Origin of the sequence: Spirillospora sp. NPDC047418 (genome assembly GCF_040643275.1) — a bacterium.
Taxonomy (GTDB): domain Bacteria; phylum Actinomycetota; class Actinomycetes; order Streptosporangiales; family Streptosporangiaceae; genus Spirillospora.
The window spans coordinates 1-25,524 of the sequence record NZ_JBEYTW010000054.1 but is presented as its reverse complement, the minus strand read 5'-3'; the positions used below and the strand labels follow the sequence as shown (position 1 = coordinate 25,524).

Sequence of the window (25,524 nt, the reverse complement as noted above, 5' to 3'; positions counted from 1 at the left end):
GCGCGTCACTCCTCCGTCGGTTTCGAGGCCCTGCGGCGATCCCACCACGCGGTGGCGGACGGCACGAGGCCCTTCGGCAGGAACAGCACGACCACGATCAGCAGCACCCCGTAGATCGCGTAGGACAGGACGGTGGGCGCCGACGCCGGCATCCCCTCCCGGGTGCCGATGTCGTTCAGCAGCTGCAGGAGCAGCGTGATCGCGGTGGCCCCGGCGAGCGCGCCCCAGATCGTCCCGGCGCCTCCGACGACGACCATCACGACGTACTCGAACGACAGCAGGACGGGGAACGAGCCGGGCGCGACGTAGCCGATGTAGAAGGCGTAGATGCCGCCCGCGAGCCCCGCGAACCCGGCGGACAGGCTGAACACGGTCTGCTTGTAGACGGCGACCGGCACCCCGGACGACGCGGCGGCGACCTCGCTGGTCGCCAGCGCCCGCAGCCCGCGCCCGGGACGGGACGCGACGATGTGCCGGGTGATCAGCACGACCAGGCCGAGGGCGCCGAGGGCCAGGTAGGCGTAGGAGATCTCGCCGGCGAACTCGTACCCGGCGACCCGCAGCCGCGGGACGCCCTGCAGGCCGATGTCGCCGCCCGTCCAGTCCTGCCGCCCGACGAGGCTGAGCAGGATGAGCTGGATCGCGAGCGTCGCGAACGCGAGCTGGTGGCCGCGCAGCCGCAGCAGCGGGACGCCGACGAGCGCCGCGCAGGCTGCCGCGACGGCCGGCGCGAGCAGCAGGCCGAGCCAGGTCGGCACGCCGTGCGTCGCGGTGAGCGCCGCCGTGTAGCCGCCGATCATGGTGAAGGACGCCTGGCCGAGCGACACCTGCCCGGCGAACCCCATGAGCATCGACAGCCCGACCACGACGGTCGCCGACAGCAGGAGCAGCACGTACACCGACACCTGCGTCGCCGGCAGCAGCACCGGGACGAGCAGCGCGAGCACGGCGGCGGCCGTCGCGGCGAGCGCCCCCGGGGACGGCCGCCGCCGGACCGCGGGGGCGGCCGCCGGCGGGGTCTTGCGGACGGACACGCTCATCGGGCGGCCTCCTCCTGCAGCGCGGTCCTCCGCGAGGCCCGCACCATCATGATCGCCAGCATCAGCGCCAGCGCGACGACGGTCTGGTAGGACGCCTCGCCGTAGCCCGCGACCATCGCCTCCGCGATGCCCAGCGTCAGCGCGCCGGCGAGCGCGACGACCGGGCGGTTCAGTCCGCCGAGCACCGCCGCCGCGAACCCGTTGGTGATCAGCAGGACGTCGCTGTTGTAGGAGATCGGCTGCAGCGGGGTGAGCAGCACCCCGGCGAGGCCCCCGAGCATCCCGCCGAGCGCGAACGCGACCAGGCCCATCCGCACGGGGTCGATGCCCATGGTGCGCGCCGCGTACGGGTTGGACGCGCACGCGCTCAGCGCCTTGCCCGTGTAGGTGCGGCCGAAGAACAGCGCGAGCAGCGCGAACACGGCCGCCGCGACCCCGATGACGAGGAACGACTGCTTCTGCACGTGCGCGCCGAACAGGGTGACGGCGCCGCCCAGCCCGGCGTGCGAGCGCGGGCTGTCGCCCCAGATCATGATCTCCACCGCGTAGGCGAGGAACCCGACCCCGAGCGTGACGATCAGCGCCGACTGCGGGGACGTGCCGCGCTTGCCGGTGGCGGCGATCCCGACCGCGAGGCCGATCGCGCCCGCCACGGCGACGGCCGCCGCCTCGGCGGCGCCGTGCGGCAGCCCGGCCGACAGCAGGGACCCGGCCGCCATCCCGCCGACGACGGCGAACATGCCCTGCGCGAAGTTCACCACCCGGGTCACCCGGTGGATCGCGACGAGGCCGCTGGCCAGCAGCGCGAAGCCGCAGCCGACGGCGATCCCGGAGACGAGGTACTGCAGGAACGCGCTCATCTCTCCCCCTTCCCGCCGGCGCGTCCGCCGAGGTAGGCGTCGGCGACGTCCGGGCCCGCCGCGAGGTCGGCGGCGGTGCCCTCGGCGCGGATGCGGCCCGCCTCCAGGACGTAGCCGCGCCCGCACAGGTCCAGCGCCAGCCGCGCGTTCTGCTCGATGAGCAGGACGGCGAGGCCGCGCTCGGCGTTCAGCGCCCGCAGGTGCTCGGCGAGGTCGGCGGTGACGAGCGGGGCCAGGCCGAGCGACAGCTCGTCCACGACGATCACCTCGGGGTCGGCCATCAGCGCCCGCCCGAACGCGACCATCTGCTGCTGCCCGCCCGACAGCGACCCGGCCCGCCGCCCGCGCAGGTCCGCGAGCTGCGGCAGCACCTCGTACACGCGCGCGGTGTCGCGCGCCCCCTTCGCGCGACGGCGGCGCCAGGCGCCGAGGGCGAGGTTGTCCTCGACGGTCAGGTCGTCGAACATCTGCCGCCCCTCGGGGACGAGCCCGGCCCGCCCGCGCAGCTGCACCCGGCCCGCCGCCGGGCGCAGCACGCCGAGGACCGCGTTGACGAGCGAGGTCTTGCCCGCCCCGTTCGGGCCGATGAGCGCGACGAGCTCCCCGGCCCGCACGGTCAGTCCGACCCGGTCCAGCGCCGTCGCCGTCCCGTACCGGACGACGAGGTCCGCCACCTCGATGACCGGAGGGCTCATGCGGCCTCCTCCCCCAGGTAGGCGGCGATGACGGCGGGGTCGGCGCGGATCTCCCCGGGGGTGCCTTCGGCGATGAGGCGGCCGAGGTCCAGGACGGCGACCCGGTCGGCGAGGCGGGCGACGAACGCGACGTCGTGCTCGACGAGCATCATCGTCAGCCCCTCGGCGCGCAGGCTCTCGACCAGCTGCGCGAGGGCCTCCCGCTCGGCGGCGCGCAGCCCGGAAGCGGGCTCGTCCAGCAGCAGCAGCCGGGGACGCGCGCACAGGGCCCGCGCCACCTGCAGCGACCGCTGCTGGCCGAGCGGCAGGACGTCCGCCGAGCGGTGCGCCCAGTCGCGCAGCCCGACCCGGTCGAGCGCGGCCAGCGCGTCCGCGCGGATCGCGGCCTCCTCGCGGCGGTGCGCGGGCAGCCGCAGCGTCGCCGACAGGAACCCGTGCCGGGTGCGGGCGTGCGCGCCGACCATGACGTTCTCCAGCGCGGTCATCCCGTGGAAGAGCCGGGCGCCCTGGAAGACGATCGCGATGCCGAGCCGGGCGCGCGCGTGCGGCGGCAGCCGGTCGATCGGCCGCCCGCCGTAGGCGATCGTGCCGTGGTCGGCGGCGAGGTGGCCGCTGATCAGGTTGAACAGGGTGGACTTGCCCGCGCCGTTGGGGCCGATCACGGCGCGGGTCTCGCCCTCGGCGACCGTCATCGCGACGTCGCGGACGGCGTACACGCCGCCGAACGCGCGCCCGGCGCCGCCGATCTCCAGCAGGGCCGTCATCCGGCGGCCTTCGCGGTCTCGGCGAGCTGCTTCACCGACCACTCGGTGGGGACGAGCCTGCCGTCCTTCACCTGGTTCATGGAGATGTCGGTGGGCTTCAGGCCGGAGTGGTCGGTCTTGGAGTAGGTGTACTGGCCGCAGGGGGTGACGAGGGTGAGGTTCTCCAGCGCGTCCCGGATCTTCTCCCGGTCGGTGCCGGCCTTGTCGATCGCGGCGGCGAGCAGCTTGACGCCCGCGTAGCCGTCCATCGCGAACTGCGGCGGCTCGTAGCCGTACTTCTGCTCGAACGGCCCGGACATCTCCTGGACGGACTGCTTGAGCTTCCCGTCCGGCAGGTGGTCGGCGACGACGCCGATCGCGGACTGGACGTACACGCCCTCGGCCGCCTTCCCGACGGGGTCGATCCACAGCTTGCTGGCCTGCGCGCCGGTCATGAACAGCGGCAGCTTCAGCCCCGACGACGGGTACTGCTTGGCCAGCGTGACGCCGGGCGGGCCGCTCGCCCAGGCGACGAGGGCCTGCGCGCCCGAGTCGCGGACGTGGGTGAACAGCGGGCTGAAGTCGGACGCGGTCGTCTCGAACGTCTCCTCCTTGACGATCTGCACCCCGTTCTGCCCGGCGTACTTCCGCATGCCCGCGAAGCCGGCCTTGGCGTAGGCGCTCTTGGTGTCGTAGGCGACCGCGACCTTCGTGATCTGGTGCGCCTTGAAGTACGCCAGCATCGCCTCGGCGTAGGTGGAGGAGATCGCCGGGACCACGAACGTGTACTTGCGGATCGGGTTCACCTGCTCGTCCGCCGGGCTCAGCGAGATGTAGGGGATCCGCTCCCGCTCGGCGAGCGGCTCCACCGCGAGGCCGACGTTGGAGAACGTCGAGCCGATGATCGCGGTGACCTTCTCGGACTTGAGCTTGTTGAAGTGCAGCACGCCCTGGTCGGGGGCGGTCCGGTCGTCGAGGGTGATCAGTTTGATCTTGCGGCCGTCGATGCCGCCGGCGGTGTTGATCTGGTCGACGGCGAGCTCCACGGTCTTCTTCGCCTCGCCGCCGAGCGGCGCGTAGTTGCCGGTCAACGACTCGATGAAGCCGATCTTGAGGGTGGAGCCGCCGCCAGACCCGCCGGACGAGCCGCACGCGGCGGCGGCGAGAACAGTGGCGGCGAGAAGCGGGACGAGTTTGCGCACTGGGGACCTCCCGGGGTGGGCGTGCCCCGAAGTTAGGCGTATTCTTCACGGCAGTCAATGATTTGCCCAACATCAGCGCGACGGCGGTCCGGGCGGTCCCGGGCCCGTCGTTACGCTGGCGGGATGACGGGAGCCGAACGGGTGAGTGCACAGAGCGCGGCCGGGTCAGTGTCGTCCGACGAGCCGTCCCCGAGGCTCCGGCCGCAGTCGCTGATGCTGACCTATCTCGGCAACTACGTGCTCGGGCGCGACATCGCGGTCTTCTCGGGCAGCTTCATCGACACCTTCGCCAGGCTCGGCGTCGGCGAGCACGCCGTCCGGTCGACGCTGACCCGCATGGTCGGCCGGGGCCTGCTCGCGCGGCACCGCGAGGGCCGCCGCATGCACTTCGGGCTCACCCCGAGGTCGCGGGGCATCCTGCACGACGGCGAGGACCGCGTCTGGCGGCGCGGCGTGCTCAACACCGACTGGGACGGCAGCTGGACCGTGCTCGCGTTCTCCATGCCCGAGTCGTGGCAGCGCGTGCGGCACGACCTGCGCGCCCGGCTGACCTGGGCCGGGTTCGGGTCGCTCGGCAACGGCACGTGGATCGCGCCGTCCCGGGTGGACGTCCGCCCGATCGTCGCGGGCCTCAGCCTGAACGGGCACCTGAAGGTGTTCGCGGGCCCGGCCGAGGAGCCCACCGACGTCCCGCACATGCTCCGGGAGGCGTTCGACCTGGACGGGCTGGCCGGCGGCTACCGGGCGTTCCTGGACCGCTGGGACCGCCCAGCCCCGCTCCCGCACGCCCCCGACGACCTCGCCCGGTACCTGTGGATGACCACCGAGTGGCTGCAGCTCGTCCGCGCCGACCCCCGGCTGCCCGTCGAACACCTGCCCGCCGGTTGGCCCGCCGTCCGCGGCCAGCAGGTCCTGCTGGACCTGCGGGACCGCTACGAGGCCACCGCGCGGCGCCTCGCCGACGACGCGATCGAGTACGTCCGGACGGGCTGATCGCCGGGCGCGGCCGCATGACCGGCCCTTTCGCGGGTACGCCGGGTGCCCGGCGACGAACGGAAGGTGATCAGCATGTCTCTCGGAGCCGGCGACCCGGCGGAGCCCGCCGCCGACACGCTGGAGGTGCGCACCGAGGTCCGCGGCCCCTGCCTGCTCGTGGAGGCGGAGGGCGATCTCACCATCCTGACCGCGGACATCCTGCGCGAGCGCGTGCTGGACGACATGCGCGGCATGGCCGGCCCGCCGCTGGTCGCGCTGGACGCCGGCCGGGTCGGTTTCTGCGACTCCTCCGGCCTCAACGCGCTCATCATCATCTGGAAGGCCGCGCACCGGGCCGACGGCGAGTTCGTGCTGGCCGGCCTGGACCGGCGGTTCCGGACGATCATCGAGCGCAGCGGCCTGGACCGGCACCTGGTGGCCCACCCGACCGCCGCGCAGGCCCTCGACGCGCTGGCCCCGCGGTAGCGCGCCCGCCGGCGTCGGCATACGATGATACGGAATTCGTATTGTCGTCTCATGAGGGCGAGATCCCATGCCCCACCTCGACACCGTCCCCGCCGGCGGGCCGGCGGGCGCCATCCCCGGACCGTCCTCGCTCACCTGGCGGTACGCGGGAGACTGGCGCGGCGTGTTCACCGCCCGGTCCACCCTGCTGCTGCAGGTCGCCCACCCCGTCGTCGGCGCCGGCGTCGCCGACCACTCCGACTTCCTCACCGACCGCTGGGGGCGGCTGCTGCGCACCCTGGAGTCCACCTACGACTTCCTGGGCTACCGGGGCGAGGAGCGCGGCCGGACCGAGGCGGCCCGGCTCCGCGAGATCCACCGCGACATCAAGGGCGTGGACGCCGAGGGGCGCCGCTACCACGCGCTCAACCCCGAGGCGTACCTGTGGGTCCACGCGACCCTCTACCACGGCATGGTCCGGACCCAGCGGCTCTTCGGCCGCCCGCTGAGCCCGGTCAAGGAGGCCGCGCTCTTCGGCGAGTGGCGCGACCTCGCGCTCGCCCTCGGCATCACCGCCCGCCACCTCCCGGACGGCCCGGCCGCGTTCCGCGCCTACTTCGACGGCATGGTGCGGGACCGGCTCGAACGCAACGCGACCGTCGACCTGCTCATCCGCCTCGACCGCGAGACGCTGCCGCCGCCCCCGAGATGGCCGCTGCCGAAGACCGCCTGGACGGGCCTCGCCCTCCCGCCGAGCCGCGTGCTGCGCAAGACGGGCATCGCCACGCTCCCGCCCGTCCTGCGCGAGCGCTTCGGCCTGCGCTGGACGCCGGCCGACCAGCGGTGCTTCGACGCCCTCGCGCGCGGCGTCCGGCTCGCGGGCGCGGTGGCGCCGGAGCCGCTGCGCCTCTCCCCCGTCGCCGCCCGCGCTGTGCGCCGGTCGCGCGGCGGCTAGAGTCGGCCCCGACATGACGAGCGACGACGACCTCCTGCGCAGCCTGCTCACCGCCGGGCCGGACAGCGAGCCGCAGACCGACCGCATCCTGGACGCCGCCCTGCGGTCCTTCGAGACCTACGGGCCGCGCCGCACCACGATGGACGACGTCGCCCGCGAGTCCGGGCTCGGCCGCGCCACGATCTACCGCCGCTTCCCCACCAAGGGCGACCTCGTCACGGGCGTCCTGCTGCGCGAGGCGCGGCGCTTCTTCGCCGAGCTGGACGAGGCCGTCGCCGCGCTGCCCACCCTGGAGGAGCGGCTCGTCGAGGGGTTCGCCGTCGCGCTGCGGATCAGCCGCGAGCAGCGCCTGGTCAACCGCCTCCTGGTCGTCGAGCCGGAACTGATCCTGCCGCACTCCACGATCAAGGCCGGGCCGCTGCTGGCCGCCGCCCGCGGCTACATCGCCGGCCGGCTGCGCACCGCGCAGCGCCTCGGCGCCGCCCCCGCCGGCGTCGACCCCGAGGTCGTCGCGGAGATCCTCGTCCGCCTCACCCACTCCCTCGTCCTGACCCCCGAGGGCCACATCCCGCTGGACGACGAGGGCGCCCGGGCCTTCGCCCGCCGCTACCTGCTCCCCATCGTCGTCCGCCCCTCCCCCGCCCCCTAGCCGCGTCCGGCCACGGGGAGGGCGATGGTGAGGGTGGTGCCCCCGCCCGGCGGGCTCTCGATGGCCACCCGGCCGCGCAGGGCCCGCACGCGGTCGGTCAGGCCGGCCAGGCCGCCGCGCGGGGACGGGACCGCGCCGCCCGCGCCGTCGTCGCGGGCCTGCGCCACGATCTCGTCCGGGCCGGGGCGGACGGTCAGCTCGACCACCCCGGCCCGCGCGTGCTTGACGGCGTTGGCGAGGGCCTCGCAGAGCGCGAAGTAGAGGGTCGACTCGATCTCCGGCGGGAGGCGGCCGGCGGGCACGTCGAGCCGGACGGGCACCGCGGCGCGGGCCGCGACCAGTTCCAGGGCCGGGGCCAGGCCGGCCTCCGCGAGGATCGCCGGATGCACGCCGCGGGCCAGGTCGTCCAGCTCGGCGACGGCCTCGGCCAGTTCGCGGCGGCAGACCCGGGCCTGCTCGCGGGCCGCCGGGTCGGCGGCGGCCTCCTCCAGCCGGGCCAGCGTCCGCTCCAGCGCGCGCAGCCGGGCGCGGGCGCTGCGCTGCAGGTCCGCGGCGAGGCGCTCGCGCTCGGCGGCCTGGACGCGCACGAGGCGCTCCTGCGCGTCCCGGGCCCGTTCGAGGGTGGCCCGCGCGGCGGCCTGCAGGCGGACGGTCTCCAGCGCCCGGCCGCCGGCGGTCAGCGCCGCCTCGACGAGCGGCTCGTGATCGCGCAGCGCGGCGGCGACGTCGACGGTGGCGAGGGGCTCGCCGCCGGACGTGCGGACCTCGCGGCGCCGGCGGCCCGGCGGCGCGTCCGGCGAGGCCGCCGCGCGGCCGTCGGCGGCGACGTAGCCGCCGTCGGCCCACAGCCACAGGTCGAGGGCGGGGTCGCCGAGGACGCTGCGCAGGGCGTCGCGGACCTTCTCCACGGACACGGGGGCGGTGAGGCGGTGCATCCGCTCGGCCACGGTCAGCTCGGCCAGCCGGGCGCGCAGCGCGGTGAAGAGGAAGACGACCGGCAGCGTCGTGGCGCAGAAGCCCTGGATGAAGTAGACCCGCAGGACGTCGTCGAGGGCGACCGCCGTGCCGAGGAGCCTGCCCTGGACGGCCAGCGCGGTGCTCACGCCGACCGTCACGGCGGCCGCGACGGGGACGGTGAACGCGCGGTCCAGCCGCCCGGTCCGGGGCAGCCGCGCCAGCAGCAGGATCACCAGCGCGCCGGCGAGGACGACCATCGCGACCGTCACGGCGCGCTGGGCGCAGCGGAAGACCTCCTGGTCGGGATGGACGGACGGCCAGGCCACCGCGGCGTCGAACCCGTTCCAGCGGGGCCGCGACACCGCGCACAGCAGCGCCTGCCCGCCCACCATGATCACGACGGCGGCGGCCGTCCACAGCCGGGCGGCGGCGCCGTCCAGGCGGCCGCCCGGGTACAGCACGACGCCGACGCCGATCGCGACGAAGAACACCGACTGGGCGAACACCGACACGAGCGGCGCCGCGCCCGCGTTCCAGGCCCCCGCCCAGGTGACCGCCCAGGCCGCGGCGGCGAAGACGAAGGCCGCGCCCGTCCGCCGCCCGAGCCGGCCGGCCGCGAGCAGGCCGCCCGCGACCGCGAACCCGCCGCAGCACGCCAGGGTGACCGCGGCCTCGGCGGGATGCCCGCGCCAGTACGGCCAGCCGCACGCCAGCGCGGCCGTGGCGACCGCCGTGCCCGCGCCCAGGGCGCGGCGCACCCGCGCGCCCAGCCACAGCGGCCAGCGGGGGACGGCCCTCACCGCGCTCCTTCCGTGTCGTCCCGGGGAACCACCGCCGGGGAGTGGGGTTTTCCCGGATGCGCGGGGCACGCGGGACCGGGAGCATGGGAGCGTGCCGGACGAGGTGCCCTGGCACGGGGCGCCGGCACGGGCTCGCGGCGCGTGCCGGTGGCGTGCGGGGGCCACCACCGGAGCCACCCCACCCGGTTCCCGCGGCCAGTTTCCCGCACCCGGGCCGCAGAGCGGGAGGGCCCGTTACCCGATCGATGCGCGCGCCCGGCGCGGCGCCGCGCCGGCGGGGCCGGTGTCAGCGGGATTCGGCCGCCCGCAGCCAGGTGAGGACGGCCAGCACCCGCTTGTTGGTGTCCTGCGGCCCCGGCGGCCCGCCCGTCGAGGCGATCTTCAGCTTGGTGAAGATGGCCCGCACGTGGTCCTCGACCGTCCGGGCGGACAGGTGCAGCCGCCTGCCGATCCCGGCGTTCGAGTGGCCCTCGGCCATCAGCGACAGGACCTCCCGCTCGCGGCCGGACAGCCGGGACAGCTCCTGCTCGCGGTGCCGGGCCTCGACGAGCCTGCTCACCACGTCCGGGTCGATGACGACCTCGCCGCGCATCACCCGCTCCAGCGCCGAGCGCAGGTTGTCCACGTCCGTGACGTGGTCCTTCAGCAGGTACCCGACGCCGCGCGGCTGGTCGCGGAACAGCTCCATCGCCTGCGGGGTCTCGTTGAAGGCCGACAGGACGAGGACGCCGAGCCCCGGATGGCGCTCCAGCAGCCGGCGGGCCGCGACGACCCCCTCGTTGCTGTAGGTCGGCGGCATGTGCAGGTCGACGATCGCCACGTCGGGCGGGTCGCCGGCGACGCGGGCGAGCAGCTCCTCGCCGGAGCCCGCCGACGCCACGACCTCGATGCCGACCGTGGTGAGCAGGGTGACCAGCGCCTGCCGGAAGATCCCGCTGTCCTCCGCCACGGCTACTCGCATGGAAGGTCCATCCTCACCGTCGTCCCCTCGCCGGGGCCGCCGGCGACTTCCACCTCGCCGCGCAGCGCCCTGACCCGTCCGGACAGGCCGGCGAGGTCGGCGGCGGGGTCGCGGGGGCCGGTGCCGTCACAGGTCATCTCCGCGGCCAGCCGGCCGTCCTCATGGCCGACGCGGACGTGCACCCGGGTCGCGTGCGCGCGCTCGACAGCGTACGACAGAGTCTCGCAAAGCACCGAGTAAAGCGTGGACTCGACCTCGCGGGAGAACCGGCGCGGGGTGACGTCGAGCCGGACGCGGACGCCGACCCGCTCGGCGAGGACCTCCAGCGCCGGCCCGAGGCCGTCCTGGACGAGCAGCGCCGGCTGCACCTCGCGGGCGAGCGCGCGCAGCTCGGCGAGGGCCTCCATCAGCTCGGCGCGGCAGGTCCGGGCGTGCTCCTTCACCGCCGGGTCGCCGGTCACCGCCTCCAGCGTCCCGAGCATCGCGCCGAGCGCGAGCAGCCGCTGCTGCGCGCCGTCGTGCAGGTCGCGGGCGAGGCGTTCGCGTTCGGCGGTCTCGGCGCGCAGGAGGCGGCGGTAGGCGGCGCGGACCTGCTCCAGGCCCGCGTGCACGCTGGCCTGGAGCCGCGCGGTCTCCAGCGCGCGGCCGCCCGCGGCGAGCGCCGCCTCGACGAGGGACTCGTGGTCGCGCAGCGCGCCGCCCAGCTCCACGACGGCGAGCGGGTCCCCGGCGGCGCTGCGCACCCGGCGGCGCCACCGTCCGCCGGCCTCCTCCCCGTCCGTGCCGCCGTCCGGATCGAGGTCGACGGGACGCCCGGCGGTGTCGACGTAGGTGTCCTCCATCGGCGCCCAGAACCACAGCTCCAGCGTCGGGTCGTGCAGCACGTCGCGCAGCGCGTCCCGGACCCGTTCGACCGAGATCGGCGCGGTCAGGCGGAGCATCCGGCCGGCGACGGTCAGCTCGCTGACGCGGACCCGCAGCCCGGACGCCAGCAGGGTCAGCGGGACGAGCACGACCACCGCGCCCTGGATCGCGTAGGCGCGCAGGAGGTCGTCCAGCGGGACCGCCTCCGCCATGACCGACTTCTGGGTGAACGCGGCGGAGATGCCGACGAACCCGATGGCGAGGGTCACCGGGAGGGTGAGCAGCCGCCGCATCCGGCCCATCCGCGGCAGCCGCATCGTCAGCACGAGGGCGAGCGACAGGGCGACGGCGACGTACAGCGCGGCGGAGAGGGGCAGGACGATCCGGAAGACCGCCAGGTTCGCGAACGGCGACGGCCACCACACCGACTCGCCGCGGAACGCCGCCCACTCCGGCTCGGAGGTGAGCCAGATCGCGGTCGGGCAGCCCCACAGGACCGCGCACGCCGCGACCGTCCAGATCCGGTCGGCCCGGTACTCCAGCCGCCCGGCCGGGTACATCAGGACGCCCACGGCGAGCGCGAGGTAGAAGGTGGCCTGCGCGTACTGGGAGACGAGCGGCCAGACGGACGCGTCCCGGCTCGCGGCCCAGGTGACCGCCCAGCACAGCGACGCGGCCGTGAACAGCAGCCCGGTGCGGCGGGTCCGCGTCCCGGTCGCGAGCAGCACGCCCGCCACGGCGATCGCGGCGCAGCCGACCAGGGTGAGCGCGGCCGCGGCCGGGTGGTCCCGCCAGTACGGCCAGCCGGCGGGCAGCGCCAGCCCCGCGACCGCGGCCCCGGCGGCGAGGGCGCGCCGCGCCTCCGCGCCGAACCACGGTGGCGACCTGCGCCGCCGCGGTGCGGAAATCACCACGACCACCCTTTCCATGCTCGGACCTCGGGGGACGTCCTGCCTACCGGAAACCCACGGGGCGCCGGTCCGTGCTTTCCCGGACGCGGCGCCGGGCGGGCCGGGCCGGCGGGCGGGCGCACCGGAATTCTCCCCGACCCGCCGGGCGTCCTCCCAGCGGTGTTATCCGATCGATGCGCACGCCGTTCCGGCCTTTACGTCCCGATCTTGCCGGGCACGAGTCCCGCCCGCCCGGGACCATTCGGGACGCGCACCCCTTGACGCGGGACCGCCCCTCGCCGCGACCCTGGCCGGGACTCCTTTCAACACCCGATGAAAGGAATTCACATTCACCGGGTAAACCCGGTCGTTCATCCGGGTTCGCCTGGGTTGCCGGTCGTGGCGCACAATGCCAGGATCGTTTACCGCGGACAATGGGGGCCGCACCGAGAGGCATGGGGGGCGCGCAGGAAATGAACCATGAGACGGCCGTGCGCGGCGCGGGGCCGGGGGCCGGGCGGCCCGTGCTCGTCGGCGTGTCCGGGCCGGTGCTCCCGGCCGCCGGCCGGACGCTGGTCCGGCCGCGGTACCGGGCGATCCTGGCGGTGGACATCGAGGGGTCCACCACCCGCACCGACCCGGTCAAGGCGGAGCTCCGCCGCACGCTGTACCGGCTGCTGGAGGAGGCGTTCAACCGGGCCGGAATCGGGCGGCGGTACCGGGAGGAGTACGTCGACCGGGGCGACGGCGCGCTGGTGCTGGTGCACCCTTTCGACGAAGTCCCGAAAACGCTGCTGCTGCACCCGGTCACGCCGATCCTGTCCGCGCTGCTCACCGAATACAATTCGGCACTCGGCGAATACAATGCCGCGGAGGCGATCACCGCGGGCGGCGACCGGCGAATTCGCGTTCGCGTCGTCGTGCACGCGGGAGAGGTGCAGAGCGACGGCCACGGCAATTTCGGCGAGGCGCTCGACGTCGCCTTCCGGCTGCTGGACTCGGCGCAGGCCAAGAGCGCGCTGCGGCGCACCCGCGCGCCGCTGGTGCTGGTCGTGTCCGAGGACATCTACCACTCCATCGTCCGGCACGGGTACGAGGGGATCCGCGCCGACTCCTACGTCCCGCTCGTCCGGCTGGAGGTGACCGGCCGCAGCCACCAGGGCTGGCTGCACGACGCCGGCGCCGCCCGCGCGCCCGGCGGCGGCGCCGGCCCGCCCGCGTGGCGGCGCCGGCTGCGCGCGCTCGCGGTCAGCGGCGGCGGCCCACGCCCGCCAGCGTGAAGGTGCGCTCCGGGTGCGCGGCCCCGGGTCCGTCGGGCCGCCACTCGGAGGTGTAGGCGAGGCCCGGCTCCAGCAGGTCGAAGGCGGCGACGATGTCGCGGATCTCGGCGCGGCCGCGGCCCCAGAAGTGGTCGCCGGCCGTCTTGAAGACCCGGCCGACGTCGCCGCCGGACTCCGGTTCGGGCTCCTGGGTGATGTGCGTGAACACGAGGTGGCTGCCCGGCGCGAGCGCGTCGTGCAGGCGGCGCAGCGCGGCGGCGGCCCCGGCGGCGTCCTCGATGAAGTGCAGGACGCGGTCGAGGACGACCCCCACCGGACGCTCGAAGTCGATGAGCGCGCGGACCTCCGGGTCGTCGGCGACGGCCTCGGGGCGCCTCGGGTCGCAGCGGACGAAGGCGGCCCGCCGCGTCCGGGCGAGGAGCGCGCGGGCGTGCGCGAGCACGACCGGGTCGCCGTCGGCGAACACCACGGTCGCGTCGGGTGCGACCTCGGCGGCGACCTCGTGCACGTTCCCACGCGCCGGCAGCTTGCTGCCGATGTCGATGAACTGCCGCACGCCCTCGCGGGCGAGATACCGGACCGCGCGGCCGATGAAGGCGTGGTTCTCCAGCGCCGCCGCGCGCGCCTCCGGGATGACGGCGAGCAGCTGCTCGGCGACCTCCCGGTCCGCCGCGTAGTTGTCCTTGCCGCCGAGCAGGTAGTCGTAGATCCGGGCCGTGTTGGGCCGCACCAGATCCACGTCGGCGGGAGTCCACCTCTCATCGGCCATTCGCAAAACTCCGCTCATCCCCGGTCAAGTGATCGTCTCATGGAACGGGGAGTGCTCGCACCGGAACCGACCGTGTCCGAGGGGCCGACGGGGCGCCGGCGGGGCCGCCTCAATCCGGGAGCATCGGGGCGGACGTCCCCTGGTCGCGCCCGAGCAGCACGGCCCGGGTGATCGCGGCCGAGCCGAACCTGCCCCGGACGCCGTCCACCGCGCCGTCCACGGCCCTGCCCTGGTCGAACGGCAGCGCGAGCTGGACGGCCCGGTCGTCGTGCAGGTCGCCGAGCGAGATCCCGATCAGCGTCAGCCCCCGCTCCTCGATCAGCGGCAGCGCCGCGGCCAGCAGCCCCCTGGCCGCGGCCAGGATCACCGGGGTCTCGGCGGTCGCCTGGGCCAGCGTGCGCGAGCGGGTGGCGCGGGCGAAGTCGCCGAACCGCAGCCGGAGGGTGACCGCCCGGCAGAGCCGCCGCGCCGTGCGCAGCCGCCCGCCGAGCCGGTCGGCCAGGCCGACGAGCAGGGCGTCCAGTTCGGCGGCCGGGCGCGGCCGGCGCCCGAGCGCCCGCTGCGCCCCCATCGACCGGCGCCGCACGCCGGTGCGGACCGGGCGCGGGTCGCGGTTGCGCGCCAGCGCGTGCAGGTGGCGGCCGGGCCCCGGCCCGAGCAGCGCGACCAGCGCGGCCTCGGGCATGTCCGCCACGTCCCCGACCGTCGTCGCGCCGTACCGCGCCAGCTTCGCGGCGGTCGCCGGCCCCACGCCCCACAGCCGCCGCACCGGCAGCGGGCACAGGAACTCCCGCTCCCCGTCCGGCGGCACCACCAGCAGCCCGTCCGGCTTGGCGACGCCGCTCGCCACCTTGGCGAGGAACTTGGTGCGCGCGACCCCGACGGTGATCGGCAGGCCGGCCTCCTCGGCGATCTCCCGCCGCAGCCGGACGGCGATGTCCACGGGGTCGCGGCGCGACGCGTGCACGTCGAGGAACGCCTCGTCGATCGACAGCCCCTCCACGAGCGGCGTGGTCGCCCGGAAGACGGCGAACACCGCCCTGCTCGCCTCGCTGTAGGCGCTCATCCGCGGCGGGACGACGACCGCCGCCGGGCACAGCCGCCGCGCCCGCCCGCCGCTCATCGCCGTCCGGACCCCGTGGGCCCTGGCCTCGTAGCTGGCCGCCAGCACCACCCCGCCGCCGACGATCACCGGCCGCCCCCGCAGCGCGGGATCGTCCCGCTGCTCGACCGACGCGTAGAACGCGTCCAGGTCCGCATGCAGAATCGAAGCCCCACCAGACACGAACATATGTTCGCACGCCACCCCGCTCAGCTCAACGCCGGCGCCCCCCTCGATGTGATCTACGCCATATTCTTTGCCGCTAAGCGACCAGATAGTCCGTATTGCTCTGCCGCATGTTTTCCGACAAGCCCCCCTCTTCCTCATTTGTCGATCACCCGCCGCGACGCGGACCGTGGCGCACTGTCGGACGCCGAGCGTTCACTAGCTGACGGCTTCCAACTTCGCAAGCACCCGAAACAGGTCCGATGTCCCCTCCTTTCTTCATTTCCCTGGGCGCACTACTCGTCCTGATATGGACGTTCCACGACTTCGCCGTGCTCCGGCTCGCGCTGCGCGCGGCCCCGGGCAGCGTCGTGCGGCTCACCCTTTCGTCCCGGGTCAGCCTCCACTACCAGGCGGCCGACGGCCACGCGGAGCACGCTCCCGCCCACGACGGCCGCTCCCTCGATGACACCTCCGCCGGCGAACCCGCCGGCGCGGCCACCTTCGACCACTTTTTCCGGTCGACTTATCGCGATGTGCACAAGATCGTCGCCAGGAAATTCCGCGGAATGGCCCTGGACGTTGACGCCGCGCTCCAGCACGCCTACCTGGCCCTGTCCATGCGATGGTCGGACGATTCCACAGGCGGCTTCGACGGGCGGCGCCAATTCGTCATCAGGGCCGCGCAGAACAAGCTTCTCGACGAGATCCGCCAGACCGGGAGGACCGCGCATACGCACCGGGAGTACGCGAGCGACCCGACCTCGCCGTCCCTGCGGGACGACTCGCTCTCGGCGGCGATCCAGCGCAGGGTCCTGCGCGATGCCCAGCGGGCGACGCTCATGAGGCACTTGGAGGAGACGGCCGGCGAGACCGCGCGGCTGATCGTCTGGCTGCACTTCGCGACGGACAGTTCCACCGCCGAGATCGCCGAGTGGGCGGGGTGCAGCCGGCGGACGGTGAACCGGCACGTCCACGAGGCGTGCACGGCCCTCCAGGCCCGCTTCGAGTCCGACTACCCGGGGTTGAAGGCCCTCTTCCGGGCCGGGTTGCGGAAACGGCGCGGTTCCCGTGCATGCCAGGGGTCCGCGACAGACGAGGAGGCCGGCCAGTGATCGCGTTCCGCCGCCGTCGCCGCAGGGACGACGCGCTGACCCGGATGATGCGCGACGCGCACCGTCCGGAGGAGGTCGACGTCGAGGCAGCACTCACCGAGGTTCACCGCCGGATGGCGCTGCTCCGCATCCCGCCGCCCGCGGACCCGCCCGGCCGTCCCCGTCCCCTCCCGGTCAAGGCGGGCCGGGAGAAGCCCGGCGCGCCGGCGTCCCGGGCGACGCCGAGGCGCTGGGCGGCCTCGGCCCGGGCCGGCCTCGCCGGTCTCCACGACCAGGGCCTGGCGCGCACGGCGCTCGCGGGGTGGCCCGCGCGGGCATCGGCCGCCGCCGTCGTGGCGCTCACGATCGCGTTGCTGGTGGTGGCGGTCAACGCCTGGGGCGTGCCCGGTGAGCCGGGGCGTCCGGCACCCTCGTGGCGGGCGGGCGGGGCGCCCCATGACGGGACGGCCTCCGAAGAGGCCGGCGCGGGAGGCCGCCCGCACCGCTCCCCGAGTGCGGGGCCGAGGACGGCGTCCGAGAAGCTCACCGCACTGGCGGGGCTGCCGCCGGCCGGCAAGCCCGAGGTCACCCCGGTGGTCGGTCCCGTCACCATCGGCGGGCGTCCGTTCGAGCACGGCTGGCAGGTCCGCTTCGACCACGGCGCCTCCTTGAAGGGTCTCTCCTTCCATTACGAAGTGGACACCCCGTCCCGGAGCCTGTCCGCCACGATCGGGGCACAGAACACCGGACGCTGCGTCTGGACGCTGAGCACCGACAACGGTGCCATCAGCAAGAAGGCCGTCGAGTCCGGGCAGACAGGGAGCATCACTCTCCCCCTGGAGGACGCGAGCACGCTCAGCGTCACGGTCGCGGCGTCCGGGCGGGAGGGGCACGGCGCCGTTCCGGCCTGCTCCATGGGCGATCCCACCGTCGAGCCTGCGCCTGAGGCCGGAGGGGGCCCGGAGAGTCCCAAGGCGGACCAGCGGACGGGAAAGCCGGAGCCGGGCTCCCCGGCACCCGGTGCAACGCCCACGCCCCCACCGGTTGAGCGCCCGACCGCGCCGCCGTCCGGCGGGGCCAAAACTGAGCGGAGGGGCGGGCCCAGTCCCACTTCGAGCCCCAGCACACAGTCCGGGTAGGGCAGGGGCCCGTGGCGGCATCCGCCACGGGCCCCTTTGGGGTGGTTACTCGTTGAAGAGGCGGCCGTAGTCGGCCATGGCCAGGGCCACGTCGGCCTGGGCCCAGAACCGGTGGTAGGTGAACGTGGGCGCGGTCGAGGTCTCGCCGTTGGCGTAGGCCATGACGCGCTGGTAGTCGGGGTCGCTCTTGTAGAAGGAACGGATGGACATGAAGGTCGAGCTGGAGTCGATCGGGTCGCCGTTCGGCATGGTGCCCGTCCAGCCGGACGGGACGTAGACCGGGTCGGTGAGGCGGTTGTAGTCGGCCCGGGTCTCCTGCACCGAGACGCCCTTGGCGTCGGTGTGCTTCCAGATGGCGTCCAGCAGGTCCTTGGCGGCCTGCTTGGCGTCGGCGTCGCCGGACTTGGCCGCGTAGTACGTCAGGGTCTTGGCGTACGCGGCGGCAACGCCGATGTCGTTGGTGTAGTCCTGCACGGAGACGTGCAGGTCGGAGTTGGCGGGAGGCATGCCGCTGGCGGAGGACCAGTTCGCGTCCGGCTGGCCGGTCCACTTGAGCGTGGACGGGATCTGGATGCTTCCCGTGGACGGGTCGACGGTCGTCTGCGACAGCGCCCAGGCGACCCACTTGTCGAGGACGGCCTTGGCGTCCGCGTCACCGGTGACCTGGTAGTACTCGGCGACGCGCTCCATCGACCACGCCTGGAACCCGAACCACTGGTTGCTCGGCGGGTCGTGGTAGACCGGCTGCCAGTCGTAGGCCATGCCGAAGAACTCGGTGAGGCCCGTGGGCGGGGTGCTGTAGCTGCCCTCCCAGCTGTTGGTGACGCCGCCGGCGATGCCGCCCTCGGCGGACTGCAGCCACGTGTAGAGCTGCAGCTGCCGGGTGAGGCTCGTCTTCCAGTCGGACTTGGCCGTCGCGCCCTTGGGGGCGAGCGCGGGGTCGTTCACCAGTGCGTAGGCGGCGAGGGGGTTCTGGTAGCCGAAGTGCGAGGCTCCGTCGCCGATGCGCCACGCCCAGCCGGCGCTGGTGTCGGTGGCGCCGCCCCACGCGTAGTACCAGGACAGCAGGTAGTGCTCGCTGTTCTTGCCCGACCCGGCGGGGCAGGACGTGGGCGAGTCGCAGTCGCCGATCTTCTTGAAGTACTTGTCGAAGAACGAGTAGCGCAGGTAGTCGCCCATCTTGCCGGCCTTCGCCACGGTGGACGAGACGTCCCCGGCCTTGCCCTGGCCGTCGGCCCAGATGTTCGCCCAGTACGCGGCCTGGATGGCGCGCGCGTCGGCGTCCGGGGCGTCGGTGAACTTCCACTGCTCGGCGTAGGACGAGTCCTTGATGAACAGGTCCAGGTAGCCGTTGGTGCCGCCGTAGGCGAACTTGTCGCACGTCGGCTGCGGGACGGTCTCGAACACCGACTCCTGCGAGCCGCGCTGGTAGGTGTTGATGTAGGACGGGCCGTCGGCGTCCGGGCCCTCCTCGCAGCCGCCGCCCGGCGTGTTGCCGTAGCCGTACACGTTGTCGACGTCCTGCAGCCAGTGCATGCCGTAGATGTCGTCGGTGCCGTAGGCGGACTTCAGCTCGCCCGCGATCGGGTCCTGGCCGACCGGGACGCTGCCGTCGATCGCCGACGGGTAGTCGCTCGGCAGCGGGTGCTCGGCGGCGTAGGTGGCGGGCTTGGACGGGTCGTAGAAGGAGTTCGTCGGCTGGTCCGCGTGCGTCGGGATCATGTACTTCTCCATCAGCGCCCAGGCGGCGTTGAAGGGGTCCCAGTTCTGCGTGACCTTGCCGTACATGGCCTCCAGCCAGATGAGGTAGCTGTAGGCCTCGGACGTGGTCTCGTGCCCCTGGTCGGGGGCCTCGACCATGAACGTCTCCACCGAGTGGTAGGGGATGCCCTCGGGGCTGAAGTACCCGTTCGCCGGGTCCTTGATCTTGTTGTACTGGTCGAGGAACCGCTGCGTATAGGTGTCACCGCCGGTGGCGACCTCGGTCGCGGTGACCTCGGCCGCCGCGAACCCGGTCGCGGACGAGGTGAAGGTCGCCTGGCCCGTCCCGGAGTCGTCCGCGGTGATCGTCACGTTCTGCGCGGCCGACCAGTTCTGCGGCGTGAAGGTCAGCGTCCCGCCGCCGGTCACCGACAGGCCGCTGTTGCCCGCGGTCCGCGCCGTCGTCACGGTGACGTTCGAGGACGGCGCCTCGGAGAGCTTCACCGCGTACGTGGCCGTGGAGCCCTGCGCGATCGTGAGCGCGGCGGGGTTCGCCACGACGCTCGCCTGGGCGGCGACCGTGACGCCGACGGGCGCGGACTCGGCCGTCCCGCCCGCGCTGTCGGTCACCTTGGCGTAGAGCGAGTAGCCGCCCGCCGCCGAGGGCGTCCAGTTCAGGCCGTAGGGGGCGCTGGTGTCGGCGGCGCCGAGCGAGCCGTCCTGGTCGAAGAACTCGACCTTGGACACCGTCGCGCCGGTCCCGGCCGTCGCGGTCGCCGCGAGCGGCACCGAGGCGCCGACCGAGTACGTCGCCCCGGCCGCCGGGCTGGTCAGCGCCACCTTGGGGGCGGACGTGCCGCCGTTGCAGGCGGTGCCGTTCAGGGTGAACGCCGTCGGATCGGTGTTCGTCCCGCTGTAGGTGAACTGCCCGCCGACGCTCACGGTCGCGCCGCCGGCGAGCGACCCGTTCCAGCTCTCGTTCTGGACGGTGACGTCCTGGCCCGACTGCGACCACTTGCCCGACCAGCCGCTGGTGAGCTTCTGGTTCCCCGGGTAGGAGTACTTCAGCGTCCAGCCGTTCAGCGCGTCGCCCTGGTTGGTGATGTCGATGGTCGTGGTGAAGCCGCTGCCCCAGTCGTTCTTCTTGTAGACGACCTTGCACGCGGCCGCCGCTTCGGCCGTGGGCGCGAGGACGCCGAGGCCGCCGCAGAGCAGGGTCAGCGTCGCGCTCACGGCGGTGAACGCGCGCCATCGTTGCCTTCTTCTCACTTCGGATCCCTTCCTTGGGTCGCCCGCCGTGCGGGCATGCCGGGCTCCACCGCCGGCGGGATCCGGCGGCGGGGTCCCTTCAAGGGGCGCGCCCGGGGACGGGGCGCGCGTCAGACCGGGGCCGTCAGCCGGACTCCCGGATGATCAACTTGGTGCGCAGCACCACGCCGCGCTCGGTGTTCGGCCGGCCGCCGGTGCAGGCGCGCAGCTCGCGGGCGAGCCGCGCGCCGAGGTCCTCGGCGGGCTGCCGGACGGTGGTCAGCCGGGGCCGCACCTGCCGGGCGACCGGCGCGTCGTCGAACCCGACGACGGCGACGTCGTCGGGGACGCGGCGGCCCGCCCGGCGCAGCGCGCTGAGCGCGCCGACCGCCATCTGGTCGGACGCGGCGAGCACGGCGTCCACGTCCGGGCGGCGCTCCAGCAGCCGGCGCATCGCCCGCTCGCCCGACAGCCGGCCGAAGTCGCCCTGGCAGACCAGCCCGTTGACGCCCATCCCCGCCTCCCGGGCGGCGAGCCGGTAGCCGGCCAGCCGGTCGACGGCCGCGCCCATGTCGGCGGGCCCGGCGATGGTGCCGATGCGGCGGCGGCCGGTGGTGAGCAGGTGCCGGACGGCGGTGTGCGCGCCGCCGCGGTTGTCGACGTCGACGTAGGGCAGCGCCACCTCGTCGAGCGGGCGCCCGGCCAGCACCACGGGGGCGCCGGCGGCGGCCTGCACGAGCGGGGCGACCTGGTCGCGGCGGGCGCCGACGAGCAGCACGCCCTCCGCCCGGCCGCCGCGCAGGTAGCCGGTGGTGGCGCGCCACTCGTCCGGCCGGCCGGCCATCAGGACGACGAGCGGCGCCCGGCCGTCGAGTTCGCGGCGCACGCCCCACAGCAGGCGGGCGAAGTACGGGTCGCCGAGCACGCGGCAGGCGTCCTCGCAGACGACGGCCGCGATCGTGCCGGACGACTCCCGGTCGGGGGAGCCGGCGCGGCGCCGGACGTAGCCGAGCCGCTCGACGGCCGCCTCGACCTGGAGGCGGGCCGACCGGCTGACCCGGGCGGAGCCGTTGAGCACGCGGGACGCGGTCGCGGGCGACACGCCGGCGAGCTCGGCGACGTGGGCGAGGGTCGGGGGCCGGTCGGGAAGGGCTGGGTCTTCGGGGTGGGTGAGGGTCACGCTGAGCACTCCCTTCGGGGGTTCCCGGGCCTTGGCGGGGTGACCGGGTCGGGAGTAGTGGGAGCGCTCCCAAGAATCGGTTCGGCGGCCGATTGTGTCAAGTGTCACAGGCCGGTCGGATTCCGGAAATCCTCCGGCACCTCACTCGTGCGCGCGAGGCGCCGTGAAATTTCGTGAAAGGAATGGAACAAGGCTTCCATGTGGCGTCCGGCCCGTTCTACGTTCACCGCAGTCCAGGAGTGGGAGCGCTCCCAAGACGAAAGACCCGATGTGAAAGCGGAGATCCCATGAGATCGCCTTCCCCGCGCACCGCCGCGGCGGCCGCGCTGACCGGCGCCCTCTGCGCGGCGGGCTCGCTGGTCGCCGGCACCGGGGCGGTGCTCGGCGCGCCGGCGGCCCACGCCGCCGTCGCCTGCCAGGTCGGCTACAGCACCAACGACTGGGGCACGGGCTTCACGGCCGCCGTCACGATCACCAACCGGGGCCCGGCCGTCAGCGGCTGGACGCTGACCTACTCCTACACCGGGAACCAGCGCCTCGCCAACGGCTGGAACGGCCGCTGGTCGCAGTCCGGCCAGACCGTCACCGTCGCCAACGAGAGCTGGAACGGCTCCCTCGCGACCGGCGCCGCGGCCCAGGCCGGGGCTCAGTTCACCTACAGCGGCACCAACGCCGACCCCACCGGCTTCGCGGTGAACGGGACGTCCTGCGACGGCGACACGGAGCCGACCGAGCCGCCGACGACACCGCCCACGACCCCGCCGACCACTCCCCCGCCCGACGGGGCGGCGCCGGAGCTGGCGGTCTCGGGGAACACCTTCGTGGACGCCGCCGGGAACGCCGTGCGGCTGCGCGGGGTGAACCGGTCCGGCGGCGAGTTCGCCTGCGTCCAGGGCAACGGCATCTGGGACGGCCCGATGGACGCGGCCTCGATCGCGGCGATCAGGAGCTGGCACGCCGACGCCGTCCGCGTGCCGCTCAACTCCGACTGCTGGCTGGGGCTCGGCAACGTCGACCCGGCCTATCGCGGCACCGCGTACCAGAACGCGGTGAAGGACTACGTCGCCCTTCTCGAAGAGAACGGCATCACGCCCATTCTGGAGCTGCATTGGAGCCACGGGCTGTGGACCGGAAATGACAACCATTGCGACACCGCGAACGCCGAATGCCAGAAGCCGATGCCGGACGCCGAATACGCGCCCGAGTTCTGGCGGCAGCTGGCCGCGGCGTACAAGAACGACACGGCCGTGGTCTTCGACCTTTTCAACGAGCCCTACCCGAACAATCTCCAGGTCATGGACTACGCCCAGTCGTGGAAGTGCTGGCGCGACGGCGGCGCCGACTGCACCGGACTCGCCTACGAGGCCGCCGGGATGCAGGACCTCCTCGACGCCGTCCGCTCCACGGGCGCCGAGAACGTCGTGCTGGTCGCCGGCAGCAGCTACTCCAACGACCTGTCCCAGTGGCTCGCGCAGAAGCCGTCCGACCCCACCGGGAACCTCGCGGCCGCCTGGCACTCCTACAACTTCAACTACTGCGCGGACGCGTCCTGCTGGGACCGGCAGCTCGCGCCCGTCGCCGCGCAGGTCCCGCTCGTCGCGGGCGAGATCGGCGAGAACACCTGCGGCCACTCCTACGTCGACACGCTGATGGCCTGGCTCGACGCGCACGGCGCGTCCTACCTCGGCTGGACGTGGAACACCTGGGACTGCTCCAGCGGCCCGTCCCTGATCAGCTCCTACGACGGCACCCCGACCGCCTACGGCGCCGGGCTCCGCGACCACCTGCTGGCCGGCTCCTGACCGTCCCGGCGCGCACCGGCCCGCGCCCACCGCCCCATCCCGGCACGACCCCGCCCCCGGTAGAGATCCGCTCAACCAGATGGAGGAACCCGCATGAAGCATCCCCCTGCGCGCAGGAGGCCCGGCGCCCGGCGCCGCGGCGTATCGGCCGCCGCGGCGGCCGTCCTGCTCGCCTCAGGCACGGTCGCGCTGGCCCAGGCCCAGGCCAGCGCGGCCGCCGGCTGCACGGTCGACTACACCACCAACGACTGGGGCACCGGCTTCACCGCCAACGTGAAGGTCACCAACCTCGGTGACGCCCTCAGCAGCTGGACGCTGGAGTGGGACTTCGCCGGCGACCAGCAGGTGACCAACGGCTGGAACGGGACGTTCGCCCAGTCCGGCAAGCACGTCACCGTGAAGAACCCGAGCTGGGGCGGGGCGCTCGGCGCCAACGCGTCGGTCACCCCCGGCTTCCAGGGCACCTACTCCGGCACGAACGCCGAGCCGGCCCAGTTCAAGCTGAACGGGACCGTGTGCGACGGCTCGACGGGCGGCGGCGACGACACCGATCCGCCCACCACGCCGCCGGTGACCCCGCCGCCGACCGGTGACCGCGTCGACAACCCGTACGCCGGCGCGAAGGTGTACGTGAACCCCGAATGGTCCGCCAACGCCGCCGCCGAGCCCGGCGGCAGCGCCGTCGCGAACCAGCCGACCGGCGTGTGGCTGGACCGGATCGCCGCGATCGAGGGCGCGAACGGCGGCATGGGCCTGCGCGACCACCTCGACGAGGCGCTCAGCCAGAGCGCCGGGGTGATCCAGCTCGTCGTGTACGACCTGCCCGGCCGCGACTGCTCCGCGCTGGCGTCCAACGGCGAGCTCGGCCCGACGGATCTCGACCGGTACAAGACCGACTTCATCGACCCGATCGCGCAGATCCTCGGCGACGCCAAGTACGCCGACCTGCGGGTCGTCACGGTCGTCGAGATCGACTCGCTGCCGAACCTCATCACCAACGCGGGCGACCGGCCGACCGCCACCGAGAACTGCGACGTCATGAAGGCGAACGGCAACTACGAGAAGGGCGTCGCCTACGCGCTGCAGAAGCTCGGCGCCCTGTCGAACGTCTACAACTACATCGACATCGGCCACCACGGCTGGATCGGCTGGGACGACAACTTCGGCCCGACCGCGCAGCTGCTCGCCGACACCGCCGACATGTCCGGCTCCAAGGGCAACGTGGCCGGCTTCATCACCAACACCGCGAACTACGGGGCGACGAAGGAGCCCTACTTCACCATCAACGACTCGGTGAACGGCACGTCCGTCCGCCAGTCGACCTGGGTGGACTGGAACCGGTACGTGGACGAGCAGTCCTACGCCCAGGCGTTCCGCCAGGAGCTCATCGGCGAGGGCTTCGACTCGGGCATCGGCATGCTCATCGACACGAGCCGCAACGGCTGGGGCGGCGCCGACCGCCCGACCGGGCCCGGCCCGCAGACCGACGTCAACGCCTACGTGGACGGCGGCCGGCTCGACCGGCGCATCCACCTCGGCAACTGGTGCAACCAGGCCGGCGCGGGCCTCGGCGAGCGGCCGAAGGCCGCGCCCGCCGCGGGCATCGACGCCTACGTGTGGATCAAGCCTCCGGGCGAGTCGGACGGGGCCAGCTCCGAGATCCCGAACGACGAGGGCAAGGGCTTCGACCGGATGTGCGACCCCACCTACACCGGCAACCCCCGCAACAACAACCACATGAGCGGCGCCCTGCCGGACGCGCCGCTGTCCGGGCACTGGTTCTCCGCGCAGTTCCAGGAGCTGCTGCAGAACGCCTACCCGCCCGTCCAGTAACCACCCCCGAAGAGGCCCCGTGACCCGCTCCCGGCCACGGGGCCTCCCCCTACCCCGCCTTAGTTGACCTGCGGCGTGTTGTTGTTATCCGGCGGCTCATAACAACAACACGCCGCAGGTCAACGGGAATGGGAGCGGCCCGCGGCGTTCCCTGT

At 73.9% G+C, this 25,524-nt stretch carries 21 protein-coding genes; 9 read left to right on the top strand and 12 right to left on the bottom strand.

Features of this window, described 5'->3' with window-relative positions:
• Window positions 1-5 precede the first annotated feature (5 nt).
• The 5 genes from ABZ806_RS28490 to ABZ806_RS28470 are packed head-to-tail and all read right to left on the bottom strand — an operon-like array spanning window position 6 to window position 4,540.
• The gene (locus ABZ806_RS28490) at window positions 6-1,040 is read right to left on the bottom strand and encodes a branched-chain amino acid ABC transporter permease (RefSeq protein WP_500220480.1); all 1,035 of its coding nucleotides are present in this window, start codon (window positions 1,038-1,040) and stop codon (window positions 6-8) included.
• On the bottom strand, window positions 1,037-1,900 hold the full coding sequence (locus tag ABZ806_RS28485; RefSeq protein ID WP_500220479.1) for a branched-chain amino acid ABC transporter permease: 864 nt from the start codon (window positions 1,898-1,900) through the stop codon (window positions 1,037-1,039). Before ABZ806_RS28485 ends, ABZ806_RS28490 begins: the two co-directional genes overlap by 4 nt.
• A complete protein-coding gene (locus ABZ806_RS28480; RefSeq protein WP_500220478.1) occupies window positions 1,897-2,595 on the bottom strand; it encodes an ABC transporter ATP-binding protein in 699 nt (232 codons plus the stop codon). Before ABZ806_RS28480 ends, ABZ806_RS28485 begins: the two co-directional genes overlap by 4 nt.
• Window positions 2,592-3,359: an ABC transporter ATP-binding protein gene (locus ABZ806_RS28475; protein ID WP_500220477.1), complete on the bottom strand. Its 768-nt coding sequence runs from the start codon at window positions 3,357-3,359 to the stop codon at window positions 2,592-2,594. The genes ABZ806_RS28480 and ABZ806_RS28475 overlap by 4 nt, the downstream gene beginning before the upstream one ends.
• Window positions 3,356-4,540 carry an ABC transporter substrate-binding protein gene (locus ABZ806_RS28470; protein WP_500220476.1) on the bottom strand — a complete coding sequence of 395 codons (1,185 nt, stop codon included), beginning with the start codon at window positions 4,538-4,540 and terminating at the stop codon, window positions 3,356-3,358. The genes ABZ806_RS28475 and ABZ806_RS28470 overlap by 4 nt, the downstream gene beginning before the upstream one ends.
• A 123-nt stretch (window positions 4,541-4,663) precedes the next feature.
• Here ABZ806_RS28470 and ABZ806_RS28465 point away from each other — a divergent pair, with 123 nt between their 5' ends.
• The 4 genes from ABZ806_RS28465 to ABZ806_RS28450 all read left to right on the top strand — a co-directional run bounded on the left by ABZ806_RS28465 (window position 4,664) and on the right by ABZ806_RS28450 (window position 7,584).
• Entirely contained in the window at window positions 4,664-5,533 is an 870-nt protein-coding gene (locus tag ABZ806_RS28465) for a PaaX family transcriptional regulator (RefSeq protein WP_500220475.1), read from the top strand.
• Window positions 5,534-5,608: 75 nt separating this feature from the next.
• Window positions 5,609-6,001 (top strand): STAS domain-containing protein, encoded by a 393-nt coding sequence (locus ABZ806_RS28460; protein WP_500220474.1) that lies wholly within the window; start codon window positions 5,609-5,611, stop codon window positions 5,999-6,001.
• 67 nt (window positions 6,002-6,068) lie between these two features.
• Window positions 6,069-6,935: an oxygenase MpaB family protein gene (locus ABZ806_RS28455; protein ID WP_500220473.1), complete on the top strand. Its 867-nt coding sequence runs from the start codon at window positions 6,069-6,071 to the stop codon at window positions 6,933-6,935.
• Between the two features lie 13 nt (window positions 6,936-6,948).
• Window positions 6,949-7,584 (top strand): TetR/AcrR family transcriptional regulator, encoded by a 636-nt coding sequence (locus ABZ806_RS28450; RefSeq protein WP_500220472.1) that lies wholly within the window; start codon window positions 6,949-6,951, stop codon window positions 7,582-7,584.
• Here ABZ806_RS28450 and ABZ806_RS28445 read toward each other — a convergent pair.
• The 3 genes from ABZ806_RS28445 to ABZ806_RS28435 form a co-directional block, all read right to left on the bottom strand.
• Window positions 7,581-9,341: an ATP-binding protein gene (locus tag ABZ806_RS28445; protein ID WP_500220471.1), complete on the bottom strand. Its 1,761-nt coding sequence runs from the start codon at window positions 9,339-9,341 to the stop codon at window positions 7,581-7,583. The genes ABZ806_RS28450 and ABZ806_RS28445 overlap by 4 nt on opposite strands.
• Window positions 9,342-9,627: 286 nt before the next feature.
• Window positions 9,628-10,302: a response regulator transcription factor gene (locus ABZ806_RS28440; RefSeq protein ID WP_500220470.1), complete on the bottom strand. Its 675-nt coding sequence runs from the start codon at window positions 10,300-10,302 to the stop codon at window positions 9,628-9,630.
• A complete protein-coding gene (locus tag ABZ806_RS28435) occupies window positions 10,293-12,095 on the bottom strand; it encodes a sensor histidine kinase (protein ID WP_500220469.1) in 1,803 nt (600 codons plus the stop codon). Before ABZ806_RS28435 ends, ABZ806_RS28440 begins: the two co-directional genes overlap by 10 nt.
• Window positions 12,096-12,529: 434 nt before the next feature.
• Here ABZ806_RS28435 and ABZ806_RS28430 point away from each other — a divergent pair, with 434 nt between their 5' ends.
• Window positions 12,530-13,336: a hypothetical protein gene (locus ABZ806_RS28430; protein ID WP_500220468.1), complete on the top strand. Its 807-nt coding sequence runs from the start codon at window positions 12,530-12,532 to the stop codon at window positions 13,334-13,336.
• Here ABZ806_RS28430 and ABZ806_RS28425 read toward each other — a convergent pair.
• On the bottom strand, window positions 13,305-14,105 hold the full coding sequence (locus ABZ806_RS28425) for an SAM-dependent methyltransferase (protein WP_500220467.1): 801 nt from the start codon (window positions 14,103-14,105) through the stop codon (window positions 13,305-13,307). The genes ABZ806_RS28430 and ABZ806_RS28425 overlap by 32 nt on opposite strands.
• 109 nt (window positions 14,106-14,214) lie before the next feature.
• Window positions 14,215-15,390, bottom strand: a complete 1,176-nt coding sequence (gene dinB, locus ABZ806_RS28420; RefSeq protein ID WP_500220466.1) for a DNA polymerase IV — start codon at window positions 15,388-15,390, stop codon at window positions 14,215-14,217.
• Window positions 15,391-15,635: 245 nt separating this feature from the next.
• Here dinB and ABZ806_RS28415 point away from each other — a divergent pair, with 245 nt between their 5' ends.
• A complete protein-coding gene (locus tag ABZ806_RS28415) occupies window positions 15,636-16,487 on the top strand; it encodes a sigma-70 family RNA polymerase sigma factor (RefSeq protein WP_500220465.1) in 852 nt (283 codons plus the stop codon).
• Window positions 16,484-17,605, top strand: coding sequence for a hypothetical protein (locus ABZ806_RS28410; RefSeq protein ID WP_500220464.1), 1,122 nt, complete (start codon window positions 16,484-16,486; stop codon window positions 17,603-17,605). Before ABZ806_RS28415 ends, ABZ806_RS28410 begins: the two co-directional genes overlap by 4 nt.
• Before the next feature lie 45 nt (window positions 17,606-17,650).
• Here ABZ806_RS28410 and ABZ806_RS28405 read toward each other — a convergent pair whose 3' ends face one another.
• Together ABZ806_RS28405 and ABZ806_RS28400 are read right to left on the bottom strand one after the other, a co-directional pair.
• Window positions 17,651-20,575 carry a glycoside hydrolase family 48 protein gene (locus tag ABZ806_RS28405; RefSeq protein ID WP_500220463.1) on the bottom strand — a complete coding sequence of 975 codons (2,925 nt, stop codon included), beginning with the start codon at window positions 20,573-20,575 and terminating at the stop codon, window positions 17,651-17,653.
• A gap of 124 nt (window positions 20,576-20,699) precedes the next feature.
• Window positions 20,700-21,734, bottom strand: a complete 1,035-nt coding sequence (locus ABZ806_RS28400) for a LacI family DNA-binding transcriptional regulator (protein ID WP_500220462.1) — start codon at window positions 21,732-21,734, stop codon at window positions 20,700-20,702.
• A 287-nt stretch (window positions 21,735-22,021) separates the two neighbouring features.
• On the opposite strand from ABZ806_RS28400, the gene ABZ806_RS28395 reads away from it, so the two are divergent.
• Window positions 22,022-23,536 carry a cellulase family glycosylhydrolase gene (locus ABZ806_RS28395; RefSeq protein ID WP_500220460.1) on the top strand — a complete coding sequence of 505 codons (1,515 nt, stop codon included), beginning with the start codon at window positions 22,022-22,024 and terminating at the stop codon, window positions 23,534-23,536.
• A gap of 93 nt (window positions 23,537-23,629) precedes the next feature.
• Complete coding sequence (locus ABZ806_RS28390; protein WP_500220459.1) at window positions 23,630-25,369, top strand: glycoside hydrolase family 6 protein; 1,740 nt, start codon at window positions 23,630-23,632, stop codon at window positions 25,367-25,369.
• Window positions 25,370-25,524: the final 155 nt, after the last annotated feature.

What these genes read in the sequence shown, in the direction of transcription:
- ABZ806_RS28490 (WP_500220480.1), bottom strand. Translation starts at nt 1,040, where the DNA reads ATGAGCGTGTCCGTCCGCAAGACCCCGCCGGCGGCCGCCCCCGCGGTC.
- ABZ806_RS28485 (WP_500220479.1), bottom strand. Translation starts at nt 1,900, where the DNA reads ATGAGCGCGTTCCTGCAGTACCTCGTCTCCGGGATCGCCGTCGGCTGC.
- ABZ806_RS28480 (WP_500220478.1), bottom strand. Translation starts at nt 2,595, where the DNA reads ATGAGCCCTCCGGTCATCGAGGTGGCGGACCTCGTCGTCCGGTACGGG.
- ABZ806_RS28475 (WP_500220477.1), bottom strand. Translation starts at nt 3,359, where the DNA reads ATGACGGCCCTGCTGGAGATCGGCGGCGCCGGGCGCGCGTTCGGCGGC.
- ABZ806_RS28465 (WP_500220475.1), top strand. Translation starts at nt 4,664, where the DNA reads ATGACGGGAGCCGAACGGGTGAGTGCACAGAGCGCGGCCGGGTCAGTG.
- ABZ806_RS28460 (WP_500220474.1), top strand. Translation starts at nt 5,609, where the DNA reads ATGTCTCTCGGAGCCGGCGACCCGGCGGAGCCCGCCGCCGACACGCTG.
- ABZ806_RS28455 (WP_500220473.1), top strand. Translation starts at nt 6,069, where the DNA reads ATGCCCCACCTCGACACCGTCCCCGCCGGCGGGCCGGCGGGCGCCATC.
- ABZ806_RS28450 (WP_500220472.1), top strand. Translation starts at nt 6,949, where the DNA reads ATGACGAGCGACGACGACCTCCTGCGCAGCCTGCTCACCGCCGGGCCG.
- ABZ806_RS28440 (WP_500220470.1), bottom strand. Translation starts at nt 10,302, where the DNA reads ATGCGAGTAGCCGTGGCGGAGGACAGCGGGATCTTCCGGCAGGCGCTG.
- ABZ806_RS28435 (WP_500220469.1), bottom strand. Translation starts at nt 12,095, where the DNA reads ATGGAAAGGGTGGTCGTGGTGATTTCCGCACCGCGGCGGCGCAGGTCG.
- ABZ806_RS28430 (WP_500220468.1), top strand. Translation starts at nt 12,530, where the DNA reads ATGAACCATGAGACGGCCGTGCGCGGCGCGGGGCCGGGGGCCGGGCGG.
- ABZ806_RS28425 (WP_500220467.1), bottom strand. Translation starts at nt 14,105, where the DNA reads ATGGCCGATGAGAGGTGGACTCCCGCCGACGTGGATCTGGTGCGGCCC.
- ABZ806_RS28415 (WP_500220465.1), top strand. Translation starts at nt 15,636, where the DNA reads ATGTCCCCTCCTTTCTTCATTTCCCTGGGCGCACTACTCGTCCTGATA.
- ABZ806_RS28395 (WP_500220460.1), top strand. Translation starts at nt 22,022, where the DNA reads ATGAGATCGCCTTCCCCGCGCACCGCCGCGGCGGCCGCGCTGACCGGC.
- ABZ806_RS28390 (WP_500220459.1), top strand. Translation starts at nt 23,630, where the DNA reads ATGAAGCATCCCCCTGCGCGCAGGAGGCCCGGCGCCCGGCGCCGCGGC.